The 21847-nt window shown below is 54.0% G+C and carries 17 protein-coding genes; 3 read left to right on the forward strand and 14 right to left on the reverse strand.

Going from position 1 to position 21847, the window contains the following annotated elements:
• Positions 1–49: 49 nt before the first annotated feature.
• Positions 50–229: a DUF4250 domain-containing protein gene (locus BARVI_RS09865; protein WP_025279088.1), complete on the forward strand. Its 180-nt coding sequence runs from the start codon at positions 50–52 to the stop codon at positions 227–229.
• Between the two features lie 103 nt (positions 230–332).
• On the opposite strand, the gene BARVI_RS09870 is transcribed toward BARVI_RS09865, so the two are convergent.
• The 4 genes from BARVI_RS09870 to BARVI_RS09885 all read right to left on the reverse strand — a co-directional run bounded on the left by BARVI_RS09870 (position 333) and on the right by BARVI_RS09885 (position 4857).
• Positions 333–2642, reverse strand: a complete 2310-nt coding sequence (locus BARVI_RS09870; RefSeq protein WP_232213974.1) for a TonB-dependent receptor — start codon at positions 2640–2642, stop codon at positions 333–335.
• A gap of 118 nt (positions 2643–2760) precedes the next feature.
• A complete protein-coding gene (locus BARVI_RS09875) occupies positions 2761–3726 on the reverse strand; it encodes a FecR family protein (protein WP_025279090.1) in 966 nt (321 codons plus the stop codon).
• Between the two features lie 2 nt (positions 3727–3728).
• Positions 3729–4295 (reverse strand): RNA polymerase sigma-70 factor, encoded by a 567-nt coding sequence (locus BARVI_RS09880; RefSeq protein ID WP_025279091.1) that lies wholly within the window; start codon positions 4293–4295, stop codon positions 3729–3731.
• Between the two features lie 25 nt (positions 4296–4320).
• On the reverse strand, positions 4321–4857 hold the full coding sequence (locus BARVI_RS09885) for a hypothetical protein (RefSeq protein WP_232213975.1): 537 nt from the start codon (positions 4855–4857) through the stop codon (positions 4321–4323).
• A 453-nt stretch (positions 4858–5310) separates the two neighbouring features.
• Between BARVI_RS09885 and BARVI_RS09890 the strand changes: the two genes are divergently transcribed.
• On the forward strand, positions 5311–6081 hold the full coding sequence (locus BARVI_RS09890; protein WP_025279093.1) for a glycerophosphodiester phosphodiesterase family protein: 771 nt from the start codon (positions 5311–5313) through the stop codon (positions 6079–6081).
• A gap of 93 nt (positions 6082–6174) precedes the next feature.
• Here the strand turns inward: BARVI_RS09890 and BARVI_RS09895 are convergent, their stop codons facing one another.
• Positions 6175–10593: an Ig-like domain-containing protein gene (locus BARVI_RS09895; RefSeq protein WP_084547039.1), complete on the reverse strand. Its 4419-nt coding sequence runs from the start codon at positions 10591–10593 to the stop codon at positions 6175–6177.
• A gap of 196 nt (positions 10594–10789) precedes the next feature.
• Between BARVI_RS09895 and BARVI_RS09900 the strand changes: the two genes are divergently transcribed.
• Positions 10790–11281, forward strand: coding sequence for a low molecular weight protein-tyrosine-phosphatase (locus BARVI_RS09900; protein WP_038534347.1), 492 nt, complete (start codon positions 10790–10792; stop codon positions 11279–11281).
• A gap of 67 nt (positions 11282–11348) precedes the next feature.
• On the opposite strand, the gene BARVI_RS09905 is transcribed toward BARVI_RS09900, so the two are convergent.
• The 9 genes from BARVI_RS09905 to porV form a co-directional block, all read right to left on the reverse strand.
• Entirely contained in the window at positions 11349–12584 is a 1236-nt protein-coding gene (locus BARVI_RS09905) for a 3-deoxy-D-manno-octulosonic acid transferase (protein WP_038534348.1), read from the reverse strand.
• 25 nt (positions 12585–12609) lie between these two features.
• Positions 12610–13689 carry a hypothetical protein gene (locus tag BARVI_RS09910; protein WP_025279097.1) on the reverse strand — a complete coding sequence of 360 codons (1080 nt, stop codon included), beginning with the start codon at positions 13687–13689 and terminating at the stop codon, positions 12610–12612.
• Positions 13689–15206, reverse strand: coding sequence for a glutamate--tRNA ligase (gene gltX / locus BARVI_RS09915; RefSeq protein WP_025279098.1), 1518 nt, complete (start codon positions 15204–15206; stop codon positions 13689–13691). The genes BARVI_RS09910 and gltX overlap by 1 nt, the downstream gene beginning before the upstream one ends.
• 86 nt (positions 15207–15292) lie before the next feature.
• Positions 15293–15496: an exodeoxyribonuclease VII small subunit gene (gene xseB, locus BARVI_RS09920; protein ID WP_025279099.1), complete on the reverse strand. Its 204-nt coding sequence runs from the start codon at positions 15494–15496 to the stop codon at positions 15293–15295.
• Between the two features lie 8 nt (positions 15497–15504).
• The gene (xseA, locus tag BARVI_RS09925; protein ID WP_025279100.1) at positions 15505–16770 is read right to left on the reverse strand and encodes an exodeoxyribonuclease VII large subunit; all 1266 of its coding nucleotides are present in this window, start codon (positions 16768–16770) and stop codon (positions 15505–15507) included.
• On the reverse strand, positions 16767–18371 hold the full coding sequence (locus BARVI_RS09930; RefSeq protein WP_025279101.1) for a S8 family serine peptidase: 1605 nt from the start codon (positions 18369–18371) through the stop codon (positions 16767–16769). Before BARVI_RS09930 ends, xseA begins: the two co-directional genes overlap by 4 nt.
• Positions 18368–19486, reverse strand: a complete 1119-nt coding sequence (gene mnmA, locus BARVI_RS09935; RefSeq protein ID WP_025279102.1) for a tRNA 2-thiouridine(34) synthase MnmA — start codon at positions 19484–19486, stop codon at positions 18368–18370. The genes BARVI_RS09930 and mnmA overlap by 4 nt, the downstream gene beginning before the upstream one ends.
• A 678-nt stretch (positions 19487–20164) precedes the next feature.
• Entirely contained in the window at positions 20165–20644 is a 480-nt protein-coding gene (ispF, locus tag BARVI_RS09940; RefSeq protein ID WP_025279103.1) for a 2-C-methyl-D-erythritol 2,4-cyclodiphosphate synthase, read from the reverse strand.
• The gene (gene porV, locus BARVI_RS09945; protein WP_157232616.1) at positions 20641–21798 is read right to left on the reverse strand and encodes a type IX secretion system outer membrane channel protein PorV; all 1158 of its coding nucleotides are present in this window, start codon (positions 21796–21798) and stop codon (positions 20641–20643) included. The genes ispF and porV overlap by 4 nt, the downstream gene beginning before the upstream one ends.
• Positions 21799–21847: the final 49 nt, after the last annotated feature.

The following is a 21847-nucleotide window of genomic DNA, read 5'->3' on the forward strand; positions in this document are numbered from 1 at the left end:
CCCTCACCTTTCATTATCTTTGCACCCCGAAATAAAAAGGATACAGATTATGAATACGTTACCCGAAGATCCGATGATTCTGTTTTCGTTCATCAACACGAAACTGCGCGACAATTACGCCTCACTCGATGCCTTGTGCGACGATATGCACATCAGCAAGGCCGATTTGGTGGCCAAGTTGGGGAGTGCGGGATTTGAGTATAATCCCAGTCAAAACAAGTTCTGGTAATCGGCAGGCGGTGTCGGGCCTGTCACGAAGGTGCAGCTCTCTTTGCCGCTTGTATCTGTCTCATGGCTACGCAGCCCGGTAGTGCCGGAGCTGCGATTTTTTTTTAAAATCTGAAACTGATGCTCCCGTAGGGCATGCAGTTGTAGGGCCAGTGTACGGAGTAGAAATCGAGTATCTCCTCTTCGGGAGGATTTCCCACAATATTATAGAGTCCTACACGCAGGAGCAGCAGTTTGTCGTCGTCGAAACTGTGTTTGTAGCAATAACCGGCATCGACCCGGTAGTTGAGCGGGGCCCGTTTCTTCCGAAACTCCTCGACGGGATAGGGGTCGAAGGTCTCTTCGTCGATTTCGAGTACCTTGCCCGACCGCAAGAGTCCGCCCACTGAGAAGGTGGAGTGGGTGTCCAGCGTGTAGGAGATGGCTCCGTTCAGCTGGTGGGGTATGTCGTAGAGCGAAGGTAGCTTGCCGTTGGCCTTCAACTCGTCGAACCATTCGCGGCTGCGGGCATAGGTGTAGGAGAGTTGCAGCAGCCAGTTGTGCCAGTAGTTGTAGAAATAGCATTTGATGCCGTAGCTGTCGCCGTCGCCGGTCATGATGTAGTTACCCCATTGGGTGTCTTCGACAAAGGTTGCTGGACGCAGGGCCACGATGTTGCGGCGGGTCTTGTAGTAACCCGACACTTCGAGGGAGCCGTTGCGCAGGTTGTGTTTCCAGCCTGCCTCGTAGTGTTCCGACGAACGGGGCTTGTACGATTCGATACTGGGCATTCTGAAATCGGTGGGCAGAAAGAAGGTGTTGAACCGCAGGTAGTGGTAGAACTGTTCCATGCGGGAGAAGTTGAGGTAGAACAGGTCGCTGTCCCACGGGGAGTATTTGAGCGAAAAGCGGGGCTGAATGCTGTAATAGTCGCGGTGTTTCTCGGGCAGGTAGCCGATGAAATGGACGCCCACCTGCGTGAAGAGGCGGGAGGTGATGCGAATGAGGTTGTCGTAGAAGATGGAGAATTGGTCGATGGGCTCGTGACGCACGCGCACGGTGTCGCCGAATACGGCCAGGTCGTAGACTTCGTGGTCGTATTTGGCCCCCCAGCGGGTCGTGTAGATGTTGTCGTAGCTGTAACTGAACTCGGTCGAGATATTCAGCGACTTGATTCCACTGTGGATATAGTTGTGGGTATCGGTCTCGAATCCCAGCATGTTGGCATTGGCAATGTTGGTGTACGAGGTGTAGAAGATCGAGGTGGTATTGCTCAGCTTTCCCTTCGAGAAGTTGTAGGCCAGCTGGTAAATCTGGTTGTTCCATCGCAGGACCGATATTTTCTCTTTGGGCCCGATGGGCAGCCGGTAGTTGTCGCGGGCGTTGTAGGCCAAGGCTTTGAGCGAACTCGACGGCGAGATGTCGTACGACAGTTTAGCGTTGAAGTCGAGTGTCGAGTGGTTGAGGCGGTCCTCCTCCGACAGGAATTCGTCGAACAGGTCGAGCCAGCTGCGCCGGGCACTCACCAGGTAGGAGAGCTTGTCCTTGATAATGGGACCTTCGAGCATGACCGATGCGGCCGGCATGTCGAGCGAGAGGGTGCGCATGTGTTCCTGCTTGTTGCCGTCTTTGAGGTTCACCTCGGTAATCGACGAGAGTTTCCCCTCCAATTTGGTGGGGAAGAAGCCTTTGTGAAAGACGATGTTTTTCACCGCATCGCCGTTGAACACGGGCAACATGAGGTTGAGGTGTCCCGGGTGATAGACCGGCACGCCGTCGAGCAGGAGCTGATTCTCGTCATATCCGCCGCCGTCGACCAGAAAGTTGTTGCCGGTGGGAATACCGGTCACGCCCGGCAGAATCCATATCTGCGAGAACAGGTCGTTGCTGCTGAACGACAGCATGCTCGACGGGGCCAGTTCGTCGAGCGAGTTGCTCAGTTTGTGCGATTTCACGGTGACCTCGTCGATCTCATAGAGAAGTGCTTTGAGCTGGGGGGTGAGGGAGAGGTCCCGGTCGGCGGTAATCGTCTGTTCGTAGGGTTCGTAGCCCATGCAGGAGATGACGAGGCGATACTCCCCTTCGGGCAAGGGCAGCTTGAAGCGGCCATTTTCGTCGGAGAGGGTATATTGCCGTTTGCCCGCCGGGTCGTAGAGCGAGACAATAGCTCCATAGAGTTTCTCGCTGCTCCCCTCCTCGCAGATGGTTCCCGAGAGGGTGAAGAACTTCTCTTCGCCGACCTGTATCACCAGTTTACGAGGCGGTATGACGGTGGTCTTGAAGGTATAATCTTTCAACAGGATTTTCAGGAGTTTCCCCACAGTGGTTGTGCCGGCGGTCTTGAAGGTGCACACCTGGTTGAGGTCGATGGCCGAGGGGTTATAGGAGAGGGTGATGCCACACTGCTTCTCAATCTGGTCGAACCATTGTAGCACAGTAGCAGAAGAGGCGGCGACTGATATCCGCTCTTCTGCTATTGCATCGGGTTTCGCATTTTCACCTGACGATGAATGGACCCAGAGTAGTGCTATTATTGAGAATAAGAGTTGCAGCCTATTCATAATAAAGTTTGTAAAGCCGGCCCTTCTCCACGGTGTCGCAGCGGCAGCCGCACAGGAAAGCCAGTTCGGCCGCGATGCTCTCTTTCTCACTGGCATTTATCTTGGAGGTGACCCGGTTCTTTTCGAGCCCTTTCCCCAGCTCGATTTTCACGCCGGTCTGTCTCTCCACCTCCTGGACGACCGTGGCGATGGGGCTGTTCTTGAAAACCAGTACCGAGTCGCCCTTTCCAAAGAAGAAGGCGGGGTCGTCGATAAGCCCCAAAGTCATCTGGCCGTCGGTCACCTCGACCTTTTCGTTGGCTTCGAGAATGACGTTGTTGTGTGAGGTCGAGACCTTTACCCGGCCACTCTCGACAAACACGCCCGATTTGCTATCGTGAGCGGCATCGACGAGAAACGAAGTTCCCAGCACCTCGACCGTAATCGAGGGGGTAGAGATCTTGAACGGAGCGTTGTCGCGGTTCTTCACGTGGAAAAAGGCTTTTCCCGTGAGCTCTACCTGGCGGGCGATCCCGTCGTCGGCATATCGGAATGCCAGGGTTGAATGAGGGTAGAGGGTTACCTCCGACCCGTCGGGCAAAAGAACGTTTTCGGTTTGGGTTATATCGGCGTAGCGAACAGTTTGGGTATCGGTCTCGTGTGAGAGGTAGAGCAGGGCCGCTACCAGCACCAGCGCGATGGCGGCTGCTGCCGAGTAGAACCAGGCTTTTTTGTGGAAGAGGTTTACCTTCAAGGTGCGCTCTTTGAGTTGGGGCTCGATTCGTGCCCAGGCCTTTTCGGTATCAACCTCAAAAGCCGTGTCGCTGAAAATGGGCGTATCGAGCAATCGCTGCAATCGTTGGCTCTCTTCGGGGTAAGCGGCTCTCCACTGGTCGATCTTGGCCTGTTGGGCAGCCGTGAGTCTCTCGTGGGCAAAATACTTGGCCAACAGTTCGTCAATGTTATCTTGATTTCCCATTTTTACTTACAGTTTAAGAAGATTGATAAAACGATGGTGATAAGAACCAGACGCATGGCGCTGTTTTCGGCTACGTAGGTACGCAGGAGCCTGATGGCCCGGGTCATTTGATTCTCGATAGTTTTTTCCGAAAGCCCCAACTTCTCGGCAATTTCGCGGTATTTCATACCTTTGAGCTTGGCCATCAGGAAAACCTCTTTACACTTGGGGGGTAGTGAGGCAAGTGCCACTTGCAGGAGATTTTCGGGCGATTGGGCTTCATCGGCCTCGTCATATATCTCGTCGGGCTGGTCGATGGCCGCCGTCGGATAGTCGTCGATTGGGACGAAGGCCCCCTGCCTTTTGCGTAAGAATGAGATGCAACTGTTTTTGACGGCGGTAGTCATGTAGGCTGCAAACTCTTTGTCGGGGAGGGAGTCTTTCCCTTTGTCCCAGACATTGATAAAGAGTTCCTGTACAATATCTTCCGCCTCATCGCGGTCCAGAACATACCCGTAGGCTATGTGACATAGCCTGGGGTAGTGTTTCTGAAACAGGACTTTGAAAAGTTCTTTTCTATTCTCTCGCATGAGTAGCACTTGGGGTTTAGGGTAATTAGAATCTCAGACTTACTCCGGCCGTGAGGAATCCTTTGTATCCGAGGCCGGCTTCGAGGAATCCGCCGATGCGGTGGTTACCTACGCGCAGGGCAATGGGGTTTACCTGGTAGGCAAAGGTGGTGGATATGTTGCTCTTTTTGGAACTGTTGTTGGCCGTCTTGTCGAGGCTGGTTTCGGAGTGGCTTACCAAATCGACACCGGCAGCGGCACCTCCATACAGTTCAACGACACCTTTTTTGAAGTATACAAACTCGACGGTGGGCAACAGCATGAAGTTGAGGCCTTTCTCTTTCAGCGAGGGAGCCGTTTCGCCTACCAGAGCCAGTTTGCTGGTCGATTGGGCGAACCCCAAATCGGCACCTACTCTGAATCGGGCAATCGAGTAGCGGTATCCCAAACCGTAGACCAGACTCGATTTTTCGTCGCTGCGCTTGCTCCCTGTCACGGCATCGGAGAGCCCCATGCCAAAGATGTTGGCAAGACCGAGGGTGAGACCGTCGCTGGCCGAGAGGCGAATTTCGTGTCGGTTCATAGACTGGTTGGTATTTTGGGCGGTTTCTTGTCCTTTTACAACGTGGCTGCTTACGGCTGCGCACAAAAGTAATGCAATAAATTTGATTTTCATAATGGGTTAAATTTTTTCGATGAATAATGGTGAGCCGTTTTTTCTCTCCGCTTCTCGGCGGGGTGGGAAGCCGGCTGCTTCTGCTGTCCCGAGCCATTCACTTAGCTATGTGATTTTGACCTTATAACGCCGCAAAAGGAAAATCCCCCTATTTATCGTGAAAAAAATTTTGATAATTTCTGTTATATACCTGATAATCAATGCATAATATAAAAAGGAAAAGAACTGTCGGGTGAACCGTGTTGAAACCGTAGTGTCTAATGTTTGTCATGGAGGCTGTTGTGATGGAGAATAATAAAAATCGTATATTTGCTGCGAGAGTAATCGAAGATTGTAGAATCCTGTAAAAAAGAGAAAACTATGAAAGGAAAACTGTGTATGATGGCCGCTCTGCTACTGATGGTATCGCAAGGAATCCAGGCCCAGCATGTGACCCGGGCCGTGGCTCATCGGGGCTACTGGACCTGTGAAGGCTCCGCTCAAAACTCGCTCACCTCGTTGCAGAAGGCCTATGAGGCCGGTTGCTGGGGCTCGGAGCTGGATATCTGGCTGACGGCCGACGGAGAGTTGGTTGTGAACCACGATGCACATACGCTCGATGGATTGGTTATCGAGAAGACCGACTCGAAACAGTTGTTGAAATCGAAGTTGAAGAATGGCGAGACGCTTCCTTCCTTGGAGGCTTATCTCGATGCCGGTAAGTTGTTGACCCCGATGATGCTGGTTTTGGAGCTGAAAACCCAGTCTACCCCCGAGCGGAATATTGAGTTGGCCCGCAAGGTGGTCGATATGGTGAAAGACAAGGGCATGGAAGACCAGGTGGAGTATATCGCATTCAGCAATCAGGTGGGTACCGAACTTATCCGGCTGGCTCCCGAGGCCAAGGTGGCCTACCTCAATGGCGACAAGACTCCGGCCGAGCTCAAAGAGTTGGGCTATACGGGGCTCGATTATGAAGACCGAGTGCTCAAAGCGCATGAAGATTGGATAGATGCGGCGCATCTCCTGGGTCTCACCGTGAATGTGTGGACGGTCAACGATGAGGACGATTTACGTTATTTCATCGACCGCAAGGCCGACTATATCACGACCAACGAACCGGTGCTCCTGTTGGAGTTGTTGAAACGATAGATTGATTCCCCGATCACACCGGGGTATAAAAATAGCGAGGGGCTACCGATTCGGTCGGTAGCCCCTCGCTTTATGTCGTATCGTTCGATTCGATTAGAATACAACAACCTTTTGACGGTTGATAACATAGATGCCGGCCGGCAGAGTTACTACGTTGTTACCCTCGGCGAGTTCGATTTGGCGAACTTGTGCACCGGTGAGGGTGTAGATGGCAACCGACGCAGGCGTATCGGTTACAATCGTAATCTCTCCCTTGCCATTGATGACCTTCATGCCGTTGGCTTCGACTGTGGCAATGCCCGAAGCAAGACCCTCTTTGATGGTCAGGTCGGTGATTTCCCAGGTCGATGCACCGTCGGTTGTGCTCGTATATCGGAATGCAAAGCGGATAGGCGAGGTAAGATCTTGCAATTCAATATCGCCCGATTCTACCCATTTGAAAGTCTCCGTAGGCCAGGTAGCATTCTCGGAGATGTTGTTCCACGTAGCATCGGTCGGTTGCATGGTGTTGGGATCATAGTCGGTCGAATAGAGCAATTCCAATGCATTGCCGTCGTAATTGAACCAGGAGCTGAAATTCAGAATGATGTTGTTGGCCGTTACGGCAGGCGAGATGAGGTAGGCCTCGCTTTCGGTATTTTTCCCGTTGATATATCCACTGATTTTGGCTCCATACTGAGAGTCGGACGTCCACAGAGCCGAACCAACTGTGGTGGCGGAAATCCAGTCGCCCAAACCTGATTTGAAATCGGTCGAATAGGGTAGTGTAACCGACGATGCCTTTACGGTCAGGGTATATTGTGCCACACCTTCGCGATAGGTGTCATCGGCTTCGGTAGTGGCTTTGATTACGGTGGTACCGGGGCCTACCAGGGTTACCATGCCCGTGGCATCGATGGTAGCTACCTCTTGGTTGCTGCTGCTGTATGTAATCGGTCTCTCGGGAGTAGCTGTGGCGGCACTGTTGTAGGTGAGGCCCTCTTCAAAGAAGAGTGTTTTATCACCGTTTACTTCGTCGAACGTAACTACTACTTTCGGGGTTGTCTCTTGAATGGAGAGGTCGGTGACTTGCCAAGCGGCTGCCTCCGAGTTGGAGCATGTATATTTGAATGCAAATCGGATAGGAGATGTGAGCGAATAAAGTTCTACATTGCCCGATTCTACTGCTGAACTCCATTCATCGGAACCCAAAGCTCCCCAAGAAGCCATATCGGTAATATCGTTCCAAGTAGCCTCTGTGGGTTGCATGGTGTTGGGGTTGTAATCGGTAGAGTAAAGCAGTTGCAGATTATTCCCTGCAAAACGTGTTTGGGTGGTGAATGTCAACAGGATATTTTCGGCCGTTACTTCGGGTGAGATAAGGTATACTTCCGATTCACCTTTGCCATGACCATTGATTTGAGCTCCATATTGGGTCGAGTTCCATTGAGTAGTGCCTTGTGTGGCGATGGTAAGCCAGTTTTCAAATCCCGATTTGAAATCGATTGTATAGGGCAATGTTGCCGAGGCTTCCAGTACTGTCAGGGTATATTGTGCCAGTCCGGCAGCATACATTTCGTCGCCTTCGGTGGCAGCACTGATGACCGTCGTACCGGGGCCTACCAAGGTTACTTCTCCTGTTTCGGTATCGATGGTAGCTACTTCTTGGTTTTCGCTGCTGTATGTAATAGGTCTCTCGGGAGTAGCCGTGGCCGCGCTGTTATAGGTGAATCCTTCGGTGAATACCAAAGTTTTTTCGTTGCTGATGTTGTTGAACGCTAATTTTATTTTTTTATGAGCCGTTTGAATGGCCAGATCGGTAATTTGCCATCCGGCAGCGTCTTCATTAGCAGGAACAAGATATTTGAAGGCAAAGCGGATAGGTTCAGTGAGGTCAAAGAATTCGATTTCACCTGATTCTACGGCCGTACCCCAGCCGGCCCCCGAAGTACCCCAAGATGCTCTGTCGGTAATATCGTTCCAGGTAGCTTCGGTGGGTTGCATGGTATTGGGATTGTAGTCGGTTGAGTAGAGTAGTTGCAGGTCATTGCCCGAGAATCCTTTCTGGTTGACAAAAGTCAACAAGATATTTTCATCTTCTATCTTGGGTGAGATGAGATAGGCTTCGGTTGCACCTTTCCCGGCTGCATTGATTTGAGCTCCATATTGTGACGAACTCCATTGTGCCGTACCGGTTGTAGTAATGGAAATCCAGTCGCCGAGACCCGATTTGAAATCGGTCGAGTAGGGCAGCGTAACCGACGATGCCTTTACGGTCAGGGTATATTGTGCTACACCTTCGCGATAGGTGTCGTCGGCTTCGGTAGTGGCTTTGATTACGGTGGTACCGGGGCCTACCAGGGTTACCACGCCCGTGGCATCGATGGTAGCTACCTCTTGGTTGCTGCTGCTGTATGTAATCGGTCTTTCGGGATCGGCCGTAGCAGCACTGTTATAGGTGAGGCCCTCTTCAAAGAAGAGTGTTTTATCACCGCTTACTTCGTTGAAAGTTACCATTACGTTGGACTTTCCATCGCTCAAACGATAGAGGGTAATGTTTTGTTGCGATCCGTCATAATAGCATGCAAATCTTTCGGAATTTTTCACGGGATTGCACTGCAAGAAACGTCTGTTTACTTTGGCATTCTTGAAGAGGTATGCATTTTTGTTACTATCGTATTCGATTATCCAGCCGGCTCTGTCGCTGGTGTATTCGGCATCGGCATAGGCGTTATTGTTCTTGCTGTCTGATGTGGCACCGTTATAAGCTACATAGATACCGTTGTTGGAGATGGAATAGTTTCCGTCAGATTCCAAGGTGATATTCCACATGATAGATTGGTCGTAGGTCGTGATTTTCCCTTCGGTCAGATTAATCGAGTTGGCTACGAAGTAGTCGTTCGTGTTGGTCGAACTCATGACAAAAACCGAGTTGGCATTGTCGGGGCTTTGATAAGCGAGAATGTATTGTCCGTCGGTGATGGATCCGTCGGTTACCTTCTCAAACGTTTTAATATCGGCAGGGTCGATTACTCGTAAGGTATATTCAACCGAGGCTGCGGTATGGGTCTCGGTTTCGGCTACTTCAGCTTTGATTACAGTCGTTCCCCCGGCAAGCAAGGTGACTACTCCATCTTGTTCGATGGTAGCTACCTCTTGGTTGCTGCTGCTGTAAATGATGGTGGCGTCCGATGTTGTGGTGGCTTCGCTGTTGTAGTTGCCGTCGGTCAACATCTTTTCACAGGTCGTGCCTTCAATATCGTTGAAGCTGATGGTGGCATCGCTCTTCCCGGTATCTACTCGATAAAGGGTAGGATTTTTCTCGGAGCCGGAGTTTGAATAACAGGCAAAGCGAACAATTGAGACATTAGAGTTATATCGTAATAGCCTGCTGCTGGTTCCGCTGTTTGCTATTTGGAAGGTATTGTTGGATGTCGAGGTAATATTCCAAGTGGATTTACCATCTGTCATTGTTTCAGATAAATTGATCTTGGTGCCATCATTCATATAATTGACAAACTGGCCATTGTTGCTGATGGTATAGGTTCCATTCTCATTTCGGGCAATATCCCATATAATAGCCTCGTTGTCGGTGATAATCTTACCTTCGGAAAGATTGATATTTGAACACTCAAAATAGCTTCCTCCGTTGGTATTGTTCATGGCAACGACCGAGGTGGCGTCGTCACGCTCTTGATAAACGATGATATATTTTCCGTCGGTCACGGTACCGTTGGTTACCTTGACAAAGGTTGTCATCGATGCCGGGTCGATAACGGTTAGGGTATATTGAATCGAGGCGGCGTTGAAGGTCTCGGTCTCGGCTACCTCGGCCTTGATGACCGTGGTACCTGTGGCATGCAGGGTAACTGCACCGTTGTCAATCGTAGCTACCTCTTGGTTACTGCTGCTGTAAACGATAGGTGCGTCCGATGTCGTGGTGGCCACACTGCTGTAACTGCCTTCGCTCAACTCTTTGGTTACATTGCCTGTAATGCCGGTAAAGGTGAGTTCGGGGTCTTGTAAAGCAGCGTTGGCCAACGGTGTAATTTCAATTTGTGTGATATGAGGAGTACTTGACCCTTTTTTGAGAGTAATGCTTGCATTGGTCGAGGAGACCGTAAGCGTGAGGGTGGAGGTGCCTGAAACCGAGTTGTCGGTTCCCGTCTCTTCGAGGGTCAATGTCCCTGTATGAGTAACAGTTACCTGAAATCCATGCTGAGTTTCAAAGGATGGAGAAGTCAATACTCCAGTGGAATTTTTGAGCTGTATATAAGTAGCGGTTGCAGGTTTTTCATTTTGTGGCATGACATTGTAAAAATTCCAAGTATAGTCTACACCATCACTTCCCGGGAAGATTTGATCCCCTTTGAATTTGTCATACCCACTACTTTCATTTTCATGGTTCTTAACTAATTTCGTCCAGTCGTTAAACGTAACACTTTGTGTAAGGGGGACTGCCCAACCCGGGGTGGCACCCCACAACAGAGCTATCAACAAGACAGCGGTGTGCAAAAAGTAACTTTTTTTCATAAGCGTATGTTTTAGAGTTTGATTATCTATATTTTTGTTAATATTAATTGGGAGAAACAAAAATATAAAATAGTGCTCGAATGAAAAAGGTTTTTTCGAGAAACTTTCTGTTTATTAACAAGATTGTCACATAGGCCCTTATTCTGGCTCTTTTTTATTTATTTTGCAGCAGAATTGAATCCAATTATTTGACAAAATGACAAAAGAGATAGAAAAGCCGATTAAGATTTTGTTTGTGTGCCTGGGTAACATTTGCCGGTCGCCGGCAGCCGAAGGGGTATTTCTTCATCTGGCGCGCGAGCGGGGAGTGACCGACCGCTTTGTGGTCGACTCGGCCGGTACGTATGGGGGACATGCGGGTGAGTTGCCCGACCCTCGTATGCGGGCGCATGCGGCCCGGCGCGGTTATTTGCTGGAACATCGCAGCCGTCCGGTGCGCCCCGACGATTTCGACGATTTCGACCTGATTCTGGGTATGGACGACTACAACATTGACACGTTGCGGTCGATGGCCGACACGCCCGAGCAGGAGGCCAAGGTGCACCGCATGACCGACTATTGCCGGCACTACCCGGTCGATTGCATTCCCGACCCCTATTACGGCGGAGCCGATGGTTTTGAAAATGTGTTGAATGTGCTCGAAGATGCCTGCGAGGGGCTTATCGACGAGACGTTGGGCGAAAAATAGTCCTTGTACCTCCTCTCTCCTTCATCTGGTTGATACGCACCCTTGCCGCCTACGCAGGACAGCCGGATTACTCCTCGATTCCGAAGAGGTCTTTAAGAATGAGTCGGGTGGCCCCGGTGTGCGAGGCTATGTAGTGGCCGGCGTTGTGGCTGGCCGTAGCCAGGGCGTCGGGGTCGGAGAGCAGGCGGTCGGCCGTGGCGCGGAAGGCTTCGCCCGAGTCGATGGCGAATCCGCCTCCGCAGGCGATAAGTTCGTGAGCCTCCTTGAAGCGGCGATGGTTGGGCCCGAAGATGACGGGCAGGTCATAGACGGCAGCCTCGGCAATGTTGTGTATGCCGGCGCCGAATCCGCCTCCCACATAGGCCAGGATGCCGTAGCGGTAGATCGACGAGAGCAGCCCGAAGCAGTCGATGATGAGGCAGTCGCACGTGGCGGCTGTGGCCTCGGTAGCTTGGGTATAGCGCAGGGTGGGGCGTTTGAGCAGGCTCTCGATGAAGAGCAGGTGCGACTCGTGTATCTCGTGCGGAGCTATGATGAGCTTGATGTCGTCGCGGTGGTTGAAGTAGTCGAGGATAAACTCCTCGTCCTTGGGCCACGAACTCCCGGCGACGAGTACTTTTTTCCCTTGGGCGAATGCCTCGATGACGGGCAGATCCTTGGCCGACAGTCTGATGTCGCTCACGCGGTCGAAGCGGGTGTCGCCCACGACCGACACGTTGGTGATGCCGATGCCGGCCAGCAGTTGGCGTGACTGTTCGTTCTGGATATAGAGGTGGGTAAAGTTGCGCAAGATGCGGCGGAAATAGCCTCCGTAGAACCGGAAGAATACCTGATTGGGACGGAAGATGGCCGAGATGCTGTATGTGGGGATATTCCGTCGTTTGAGTTCGTTGAGGTAGTTGGCCCAGAACTCGTATTTGATGAAGATGGCCTGGGTGGGCCGGGTGAGGTCGAGGAATCGCTTGACATTGCCCGGCAGGTCGAAGGGGAGGTAGCACACGAGGTCGGCTCCCGGGTAGTTCTTGCGCACCTCGTAGCCCGAGGGGGAGAAGAAGGTGAGCAGGATACGGGTGTCGGGCCGTGCCTTGCGAATGGCTTCGATGAGGGGACGCCCCTGTTCAAACTCGCCCAGCGACGAGGCATGAATCCACAGGTAGCCGCCCTGCGGGTCGGCGTGCTGCGACAGGTAGTCGAAGATGCCTTTTTGCCCTTGTGTCAACTTGCGGGCTTTGGCATTGCGCATACCGGCCAGAGCGACCAATTGTTTGTAGCAATATATTCCAAAATTGTAAATCAGTTTCATAGTCGGCGAATTTCCTCGTAGAGGTTTACAAGATGTTTTTCAGATATCCCCGGTTTTTTGCCGTCTTCCGCTCTTTCCAGGCCTGGTCGTCGAGGTAGAACCGCAGGACGAGCTGTTGCTGGAAGTCGAGGTTCCCCGGCGTGTAGTGCAGATTGAACGAGGCCAGGCAGTTGAGGTAGCTCTTGCGGAAGAGGTAGGCATATATGTCGGTGCGATTATAGGTCGGTGATTGGTAGAAGGGGTCGCCCTGGTTGAGCTGTGCGCCCAATTGGGGATAGAGCGGCATTTGCGCCCCTCCCTTGTAGAAGGTGTTGTGCAGTCCCAGGAATCGCCATTCGGCCCGCAGGTCGACAAGCAGGCCTTGCGGATGGTGCCAGGTGCCCACGTTGCGCAGCCGGTCGAGGCTGAGGTGATAGCCCACTTTGAGCGTGAGCGTGTCGAGCGGGGTGCAGGGGGTGAGATCCAGACCTACGTAGGGACTGACGATGAGGTTGTCGGTCACGGTGTAGCGGTCGTCCGAGTGGCGCGGCCGGGCCAGATGGTTCATGACCAGATGCCCTCCGGCAAAGAGGTAGGGCAGGGGTTGCCACCGTCCGTTGAAGACCACCATGAAGGCCTCGCGCTTCACCTCGGTCTGCACCTGACGCCAGTCGACGTAGAGTTCGGCAAACCCTTTGGGGTGTACATACTGGAAGAGGGCTCCCGCGATGTTGGGTCTGTAATAGGTGAGCGAGTCGTATTGCAGGATAGCCGGTTCGTTCTCGATCAGCTGGGTGCGGGGAAACATACCCATCGACATGCGGAATCGCGGCGATGAGTAGCGGTAGTAGACCGTGGGGTGTATGCGGGCATTCTCGGTAGAGCCGTCGATGGGTTGCACCCACGAGGCTCCTGCCATGATGGCGCTGTGGCCTATGCACACTCCTATCTCGGGCGAGAGTCGCGTGCCGAAGAGGGTCTGCGACTCGACCTTGGAGTAGCCGTACTCCCGGTTGTCGAAAAAGGCCGTCATGTCTACGCTCCATGCCACTTGCTGCGCCCGAGCGGGGAGCAGGGCGGCCAGGAGTGTGACGACAAGCAGTATGTGTGTGCGACGGCAACTCATCAACCCAGGTATTCGATGGCTCGTTCGATGCGTTTGATGGTCTCCTCCTTGCCCATGATTTCGGTGATGTCGAACATGTGCGGACCTTTGCACTCGCCCACCACGGCCAGACGGAAGGCATTCATCACATTGCCCAGGTGGTAGCCGTTGCGTTCGATCCAGTCGAGCACCACTTTCTCGGCGTGGGCCGACGAGAGGTCGTCGAGGTTGCGCAGAATCTCGATCAGTTCGCGCATGATGGCGGGGGTATCCTCTTTCCAGCGCTTCTTGACCGATTTCTCTTCATAGCTGGTAGGAGCCACGAAGAAGAAGGCAGCCTGGTCCCACAGCTCCTTGACGAAACTTACCCGACCTTTGACCAGCCCGATGATGCGGGCCACGGTGGTGGGGTCGGCCTCGATGCCTTTCTCTTTGAGAATGGGCATGAAGAGGGTGGTGAGCTCTTCGTTGCTCTTTTCCTGTATATATTTATGGTTGAACCATTTGCCTTTTTCGTAGTCGAATTTGGCTCCGCTCTTGCTGCATTTTTCGAGCGAGAAGAGCTTGATGAGCTCGTCCATCGACAGAATCTCCTGATCGTTGCCGGGGTTCCAGCCCAGCAGGGCGAGGAAATTGACCACGGCCTCGGGCAGGTAGCCCGACTCGCGGTAGCCCGACGACACTTCGCCCGTCTTGGGGTCGTGCCATTCGAGGGGGAATACGGGGAATCCCAACCGGTCGCCGTCGCGTTTGCTCAGTTTCCCTTTGCCGTCGGGTTTCAACAGCAGGGGCAGGTGGGCAAAGCGGGGCATCGTATCTTCCCAGCCGAAGGCCCGGTAGAGCAGCACGTGCAGCGGGGCCGAGGGCAACCACTCTTCACCGCGAATCACGTGCGAGACGAGCATCAGGTGGTCGTCGACGATGTTGGCCAGGTGGTAGGTGGGCAGATTGTCGGCCGATTTGTAGAGTACCTTGTCGTCGAGAATCGACGAGTTGATGGTCACTTTGCCGCGAATGAGGTCGTCGACCACTACATCTTCGCCCGGTTTGATTTTGAACCGCACCACATACTGGGTGCCGTCGGCAATCAGTCGGTCAACCTCCTCCTTGCTCATCGTGAGCGAGTTGCGCATTTGCATGCGGGTCGAGGCGTCGTATTGGAAGTTGGCGATTTCCTGACGTTTGGCTTCCAGTTCGGCCGGAGTATCGAAGGCGATATAGGCTTTGCCGGCTTCGAGCAGCTGGTCTACATATTTGCGGTAGATCTCTTTCCGCTCCGATTGCCGGTAGGGACCGTAGTTGCCGCCGTAGCTCACCCCTTCGTCAAAGTGAATGCCCAGCCATTCGAGTGCCTCGATGATGTAGGCCTCGGCACCGGGAACAAACCGATGGGAGTCGGTGTCTTCGATACGGAAAATCAGGTCGCCATGGTGTTGCTTGGCAAACAGGTAGTTATAGAGAGCGGTACGGACTCCGCCGATGTGCAAGGGGCCCGTGGGGCTGGGCGCGAAACGCACCCGTACTTTTCTTTCGGTCATATTCATAGGGTTGAAAAACTCGGCAAAATTAAACATTTTTTTCGATTTAGCCTATACGCATGCCCTATATTATAGGGGGTGAGGGGCTAATCGTTCAGTTCGTTCAGGATTTTCTGCAAGGCTTCGTCGGTCTCGAAGAGCTTCGACTTGCAGAATTTGAGCAGTTCGAGCGAACGGGCGGTACATTTTTGCAGCTCGTCGATTTCGTATTCGTTGTTTTGCAGCTTGGTGACAATCGATTCCAACTCGGTTATCGCCTGGGCATAGGAGATTTCGGTTTTCTTGGCCATATCGGTATCTATTTGGTTTTCGAGGATTGGGTGGTTTCGACCCGGCTGACGACCGAACCGTCAGCCAGCAGGGTCTCTATGGTCTCGCCGGGGGCGAGATTGGTCACGCTCTTGACGACACATCCTTGATGCAGGGTGAGGCTATACCCCCGTTGCAGTAGCGACTGGGGTGAGACCAGCTCGACGGTGTTTGCCAGTTGGTCGAGTCGGGAGCGCTCGGCGTCGAGTCGGGAGCGCAGGGCATGTTTTATATGTTCGAGCCACAGCTCGGATTTGTGCCGTTCGTTCAGAATGCGTCGCTCGACCAGCATCGGCAGGGCCGAGGTGGTGCGTTGCAATGTCTGTTTCTCGCGTTGCAGCCGGTCGCGCACCGCCTCGCTTATCGAGAGGGAGAGCCCGGCCACGTGTAGGTCGGCTTCGTGCAGGCGGGCGATAATCCACTCGGCGGCGGCCGTCGGGGTCTTGACCCGGGTATTGGCCACCAGGTCGATGACGGTGTCGTCGCGCTCGTGACCGATGCCGGTGATGACGGGCAGGGGGAACTGGGCCACGTTGGCGGCCAGCGGGTAGCTGTCGAAACTGTTGAGGTCGGAGGTGGCGCCTCCACCCCGAATGATGACCACGCCGTCGAACAACTCCTCGTGGCAGGCAATGCGGTCGAGAGCCTCGATGATGGAGCGTTCGGTCTGCTCGCCCTGCATCGAGGCCGGGAAGAGTGCCGTGTAGACGCGGTAGCCGTAGGGATTGTTTTGCAGCTGGTTCATGAAGTCGCCATACCCGGCGGCCGAGGGGGAGGAGATGATGGCAAACCGTTGCGGCAACGGTGGCCACACGAGCTCCTTGTTCATGTCGGCCACCCCTTCGTCGCGCAGCTGCTGCAAGATGGCTGCTCTGCGGCGGGCAGCATCGCCCAGGGTGTAGGTGGGGTCGATGTCGTGAATGGTGAGGCTATACCCGTACAGCTCGTGGAAGACGGGCGAGACCAGAACGAGAATCTTGATGCCCGAGGTGAAGAGCTGTCCGGTCGATTGCTCGAACCAGGGGCGCAACAGCCTGAACGTAGTGGCCCATATCGTGGCCCGGGCTTTGGCTACGGTACGCCCCGTAGACTCCTCCTTTTCAATGAGTTCGAGGTAGCAGTGGCCCGAGGGGTGTATGCGGGCCTCGCTGACTTCGGCCCGCACCCAGTAACGTTCGGGTAGAGCCTCCTGTAAGGCGTCGCGCACGCGGGCGTTCAGTTCGAGCAGTGAAAATTCTTTTCGTCCGGCACTCATAACCTTCGTATCTTTTGAGTCCAACAAAACTGTCGGCCGCGAGCCGACAGGATATATATACCGGGGTTCAACCCGGTGAGGTCGAGCGTCTCTCCCTCGGTGAGGCGATGCCTTTGCACCAGCGAGCCCCCCGGGTTGTAGATGCAGAGGTCGAGGCTCTCTTCCCCGGCGGGTAGAGCCTTGACCGAGATGACGGGACTCCCCTCGCGGTAGGATAGTTGCAGCGGAGCATCGGTCATGTGGGCAGTCTCTATGGCCGCTCCCTGGCGGTAGGCGGCGTAGAAGTCGGGAATGCCGTAGCCCAGCAGCGAGTCGGGCGCGAGGTATTGCGAGCTGTTTTGCTGAATGAGCGAGATGATTTCCAGGGCCGACAGTTGTGGCAGAGCCTGCCACAGACAGGCGGTGAGCCCGGCCATGATGGGGGCCGAAAACGAGGTGCCGTTTTGCCATTGCAGATTCCCTTCGGAATCGATGATGGCGGCCGGTGCTCCAATGGCCACTACGTCGGGTTTCACCCGGCCGTCGGCCGTAGGGCCGGCTCCCGAGAAATAGGCCGGTTGGCGGTTGGCGGAGATTGCCCCTACGGAGAGTACTCCCGCCACATCGGCGGGAAAGGTTATCTTTTGCCACTCATTTATCCGTTCGTTCCCGGCGCTCACCACGATGAGCAACCCTTTCTCCACACCCCGGGCGGCAGCTTGTGAGATAAAGGTGGTGTGACCGTCCAGGTCGTCCCAGGTGTGGTCGTACCGGCTGTCGTCAAACCGGGAATATCCCAGCGACGAGGTGACGACGTCGACCCCCAGACTGTCGGCATATTCGAGTGCCGCCGCCCAGTAGTCCTCTTCGGTGGGATATTCGGTCGCCGTGTCTTCCGACCGCAGCAGCCAGTAGGAGGCCTGCGGTGCCGTGCCGATAAACAGGCTGCTGTCGTTCACCAGCAGGGTCGATAGCACCTCCGAGCCGTGGCTGTCGCCGTTGCGGAAATCCATCGTTTCGTCGATAAAGTCGTGTATCCCCACGATGTGGTCGGGGTCGAACTGCGGGTTGCGGTCGGCATTGAGAAAGCCCCCGTCGATGACGGCGATGGTCATGCCTTCGCCCCGGAATCCCGCCTGGTGCAGCCGTTCACCGTTGTGCAACGCAATCTGTTGGGCCGCTTCGCCGTAGAACGAAAGAGGCTCGGCCTCGACCCGTTTCTTGCGGGGTTTGACAATAATCAGGCCTGTCGGTTGCACGGGAGAGCCCAGTCGGTCGAAGCGGGAGACGAAGGGAAGCTGTGCGATGTCACTGAGCAGCGTGGTATCGGTGAGGGCGATGGTGGCCGTGTTGAGCCATTTCGAGATGGCCAGGATGCGGGCTCCCTGTTCCGACAGCTGTTGCAGCCGGAAGGGGGAGACGGGCAGGTCGGTCGAGTCGATGGCAATACCGTATTTCTGCCGGTGTTCCAGGGCTCGTGGCGACAGAAACTGCTCGGGCCTGTCGAGCGAACAGGCCGACTCGCCCTTGTCGGTGAACCAGATGCGGTAGTGTTGTTCCTGTGCCCGGACACCGAGGAGCATCGCAAGGAGCAGTAGTGCGATGTACAGGCGTTGTTTCATACCTTGTATTTTTTCAACAGTCGTTGGTCGGCGATGATACCGCCACCGATGACGGCGTTGTCGCGGTAGATGACGGCCGATTGTCCCGGAGTGACCGCCGAAGCCTCCTGCTCGAAGTCGACAAGCCATTCGCCCGGGGTATCACCCGGTTGCAAGGTGGCCGGTATGGCCGCGCTGCGGTAGCGGATTTGTACCTCGACGGGACCCGCTTCGGCCAAGATGCCCTCGTGTGCCTCGCGCACGTCGGTGATGACCATGCGGCGGGTGAGCAACTCCTCGCGGTCGCCCAGCCGGATCGTGTTCTTTATCGGGTTGATGCGGGTAACGAACATGGGTTTGCCCAAGGCAATCTCCAACCCTTTGCGCTGCCCGATGGTGTAGAAGGGGAATCCCTTGTGCTGCCCCAGTTTGCGGCCGGTGGAGTCGACAAAAAATCCGCCGCCTACCTGCCGGTCGAGGTCGGGCAGCTGTTCGCGCAGGAAGTCGCGGTAGTCACCCGGAATGAAACACACCTCCATGCTCTCCTTCTTCTCCACCTTCTCGTGGAACCCTTTGCCCTCGACATATTTTTTTATCTCCTCTTTGGTAATTCCGCCCAGCGGGAAGATGGTGCGCGAGAGTTCCTCCTGTCCCAGCCTCCACAAAAAGTACGACTGATCCTTCTTCTTGTCGGCACCCCGGGCCAGCACCCGGTAGCCGTCGCAGTCGAGAATGCGGGCATAGTGGCCGGTAGCCACCCACGAGCAGCCCAGCCGGTCGGCCTCCTGCAAGAGGTAGTGCCACTTGAATTGCCGGTTGCACATGACGCAGGGATTGGGCGTGTTGCCTTTGAGGTATTCGTCGATAAACGCTTTTATAATCGTGTTCCTGAACTCTTCGCGTACATCGAGAATGTGGTGTTCGATACCAATCTTCTCGGCCAGTTCGCGGGCTTCGATTGCAAACTGGGGAATCGTCTGCCCTTCGCGAGGGAAATGGCGCGGCAGGTCCCACATGCGCATGGTGAGCCCCACGACCTCGTAGCCCTGTTCCTGTAAAATCATGCAGGTAGCAGAGCTGTCGATGCCGCCGCTCATGCCTACCAATACTCGTTTGTTGGATTCTTTTTGTTTCATATTGCTACAAAAGTAAGGAACTTTTGCGAGGCAAACGGTAATAAACTTCTAAAAAACATATAAACCGGAAATGTTAAAAAGAGAAGTGTATTTGTTCCTCTTGATAGAAAAAGATTATCTTTGAAAAAATATTGGGAACATAAGCGTTTAGATATTACCTCTATTCGGAATCAGCAAAATTCTTTTTAGGTGGGGTAATCGACAGCTAAACGCCTGCGCTTGTACATACAAGCGTGGGCTGGTTGTTTGTCCACCTAAGGTTTTTGCTGGACCTCGAATAGGATAAACCATCAGGCTCACGCTTCTTTGATTATTTTTAGGCTCCAAGAGCTGTGTAAGTGGGACTGAAAAAAAGAGGGGATTCTCGGTTTATTTCTGCGAAAACCATAAACGAATGGGGGGTATGTGAACTACTTATTGGGTCATAGTTCATGTGTCTACCTGTGCAATTGTTTGGTTAGAAATTTCGCAGGGCGGGGAGGGAAAGTTGTTCAGCCTGCTTTTCCTCCCTTTTTATGGATAGGAGGTTGAGAAGGAAGCATATCTTCTTGAATTATAAAAGAGTTCCTTAAAATTTGTTCTCCTTGTTAGAGGGGAAACTTTTTGGTATTTTGGGGTGAGATGAAGCATTGGGGAGATGTTTCGTCCCGGTCGAAGAACCCCGGGTTGCAGGGAGGGTCAGGCTTTTTCGAGCAATACCACGGCATAGGCCGAGATACCCTCTTCCCGACCGGTAAATCCCAGCCGTTCGGTAGTTGTGGCTTTAATCGAGATGTCGTCGGGGTCGATACCCATGCAGTCGGCCAGAGTCTGTTGCATGGCCGGTATGTGAGGGTTGAGTTTGGGACGTTCGGCGCAGACGGTTATATCGGCGTTGCCTAAGGTATAGCCTTTACCTTGTATGAGTTCTACGGTCTTGCGCAGCAGAATCTTGCTGTCGATGCCGGCATATTCGCCAGCGGTATCGGGGAAGTGATACCCGATGTCGCGCAGGTTGGCGGCTCCCAGCAGGGCGTCGCACAAGGCGTGAATAAGCACGTCGGCATCAGAGTGGCCCAGCAGTCCCATCGTGTGGTCGATGCGTATGCCGCCCAGCCACAATTCCCGGCCTTCGACCAGTCGGTGCACGTCAAATCCAAATCCTACACGTGTTTTCATCGGCGGTGTCCTATCAGTTCTTTCAGTCCGTCCATGTCGAACGAGAGGGTGAAACGCAACGTCTGGTCAAGCGGGCTGGTTTGAGCCGTTGCTACCATGTAGGCGGCGTCGATTTTCAGCACGTTGAGGGAGAATCCGGCACCGAAGGAGAAATACTTGCGGTTACCCTTGTATTTGTTTTCGTTGAAATATCCGGCGCGCAGGAAGAACTGCTGGTTGTAGGAGTATTCGGCACCTATCGAAAAGTTGATTTCGCGCAACTCCTCCTTGAATCCGCCCGGGGCGTCGCTGAACGACTGGAAGATACCCGTGATGGGGGAGGTGTTCTGCCATTTCTCCTTGGCCTCTTCATACTCGGCATCGGTTTCGTAGTTGGCTACCTGCGGAGTCGAGGGTACCAGCAGTTTGTTGAAATCGAGGTTGAGCGACAGCGTGTTGTAGTCGGCCAGCGGGAAGAGGAACGAGGTTCCGATTTTCAGGTTGGTGGGCAGGAAGGCACTCTCGTTACCCCCGTCGTAGGAGACTTTGGTACCGATGTTGGAGATGTTGAAACCCAACGACCATTGGCATTCGCTGCGACCGATGATGGGGTAGGTGGTGTAGTAGCCCGAGATGTCGGCGGCAAAGGCCGAAGCACCCGAGGCATCGGATACACTCGACTCGTCGTAGTGGAAACCGAGGTCGGAGTAGATGTAGCGGAATACGACACCCATCGAGAATTTCTCGGAGAGCTTGCGCGAGTAACCTACATCGAAGGCCATCTCGTAGGGGGTGATGCTGTTCTGGGCATTACCATTATTGTCGGTGAGGACGATTTCGCCCAGCGAGAAGTAGCGCAGCGAGGCGCTGAGGGCCTGCAAGTCGCTGCTGCCCAATTTCCAGTAACCGGCCAGGTAGGCCAGGTAGATGTCGTTGACCAGTTTGCGCAACCACGGAGTGTACGACAGCGAGACCCCGGCCTGGCTGTAAGCAAAGGCATATTTCGAGGGGTTCCAGAACTGCGAGTTGACGTCGGGGTCGGTGGCCGCACCCAGGTCGCCCAGCGAGGCACCGCGCGAATCGGGGGTAATGCTCAGCGAGGTGACACCGGTGTTGATGGGGTTGAACTCGTTTTTGGACGCGTTGTCGGCATGGACACCCAGCGGCAGGCACATCGACACAAGTGTGAGGACTATACTGTAAAAATAGGTTCTTTTCATCGTG

This window comes from Barnesiella viscericola DSM 18177, from assembly GCF_000512915.1.
GTDB classification, from domain to species: domain Bacteria; phylum Bacteroidota; class Bacteroidia; order Bacteroidales; family Barnesiellaceae; genus Barnesiella; species Barnesiella viscericola.

Coding starts and splice junctions, on each gene's coding strand:
- BARVI_RS09865 (WP_025279088.1), top strand. CDS start 50: ATGAATACGTTACCCGAAGATCCGATGATTCTGTTTTCGTTCATCAAC.
- BARVI_RS09875 (WP_025279090.1), bottom strand. CDS start 3,726: ATGGGAAATCAAGATAACATTGACGAACTGTTGGCCAAGTATTTTGCC.
- BARVI_RS09880 (WP_025279091.1), bottom strand. CDS start 4,295: ATGCGAGAGAATAGAAAAGAACTTTTCAAAGTCCTGTTTCAGAAACAC.
- BARVI_RS09885 (WP_232213975.1), bottom strand. CDS start 4,857: ATGAACCGACACGAAATTCGCCTCTCGGCCAGCGACGGTCTCACCCTC.
- BARVI_RS09890 (WP_025279093.1), top strand. CDS start 5,311: ATGAAAGGAAAACTGTGTATGATGGCCGCTCTGCTACTGATGGTATCG.
- BARVI_RS09895 (WP_084547039.1), bottom strand. CDS start 10,593: ATGAAAAAAAGTTACTTTTTGCACACCGCTGTCTTGTTGATAGCTCTG.
- BARVI_RS09900 (WP_038534347.1), top strand. CDS start 10,790: ATGACAAAAGAGATAGAAAAGCCGATTAAGATTTTGTTTGTGTGCCTG.
- BARVI_RS09905 (WP_038534348.1), bottom strand. CDS start 12,584: ATGAAACTGATTTACAATTTTGGAATATATTGCTACAAACAATTGGTC.
- BARVI_RS09910 (WP_025279097.1), bottom strand. CDS start 13,689: ATGAGTTGCCGTCGCACACACATACTGCTTGTCGTCACACTCCTGGCC.
- gltX (WP_025279098.1), bottom strand. CDS start 15,206: ATGACCGAAAGAAAAGTACGGGTGCGTTTCGCGCCCAGCCCCACGGGC.
- xseB (WP_025279099.1), bottom strand. CDS start 15,496: ATGGCCAAGAAAACCGAAATCTCCTATGCCCAGGCGATAACCGAGTTG.
- xseA (WP_025279100.1), bottom strand. CDS start 16,770: ATGAGTGCCGGACGAAAAGAATTTTCACTGCTCGAACTGAACGCCCGC.
- BARVI_RS09930 (WP_025279101.1), bottom strand. CDS start 18,371: ATGAAACAACGCCTGTACATCGCACTACTGCTCCTTGCGATGCTCCTC.
- mnmA (WP_025279102.1), bottom strand. CDS start 19,486: ATGAAACAAAAAGAATCCAACAAACGAGTATTGGTAGGCATGAGCGGC.
- ispF (WP_025279103.1), bottom strand. CDS start 20,644: ATGAAAACACGTGTAGGATTTGGATTTGACGTGCACCGACTGGTCGAA.
- porV (WP_157232616.1), bottom strand. CDS start 21,798: ATGTGCCTGCCGCTGGGTGTCCATGCCGACAACGCGTCCAAAAACGAG.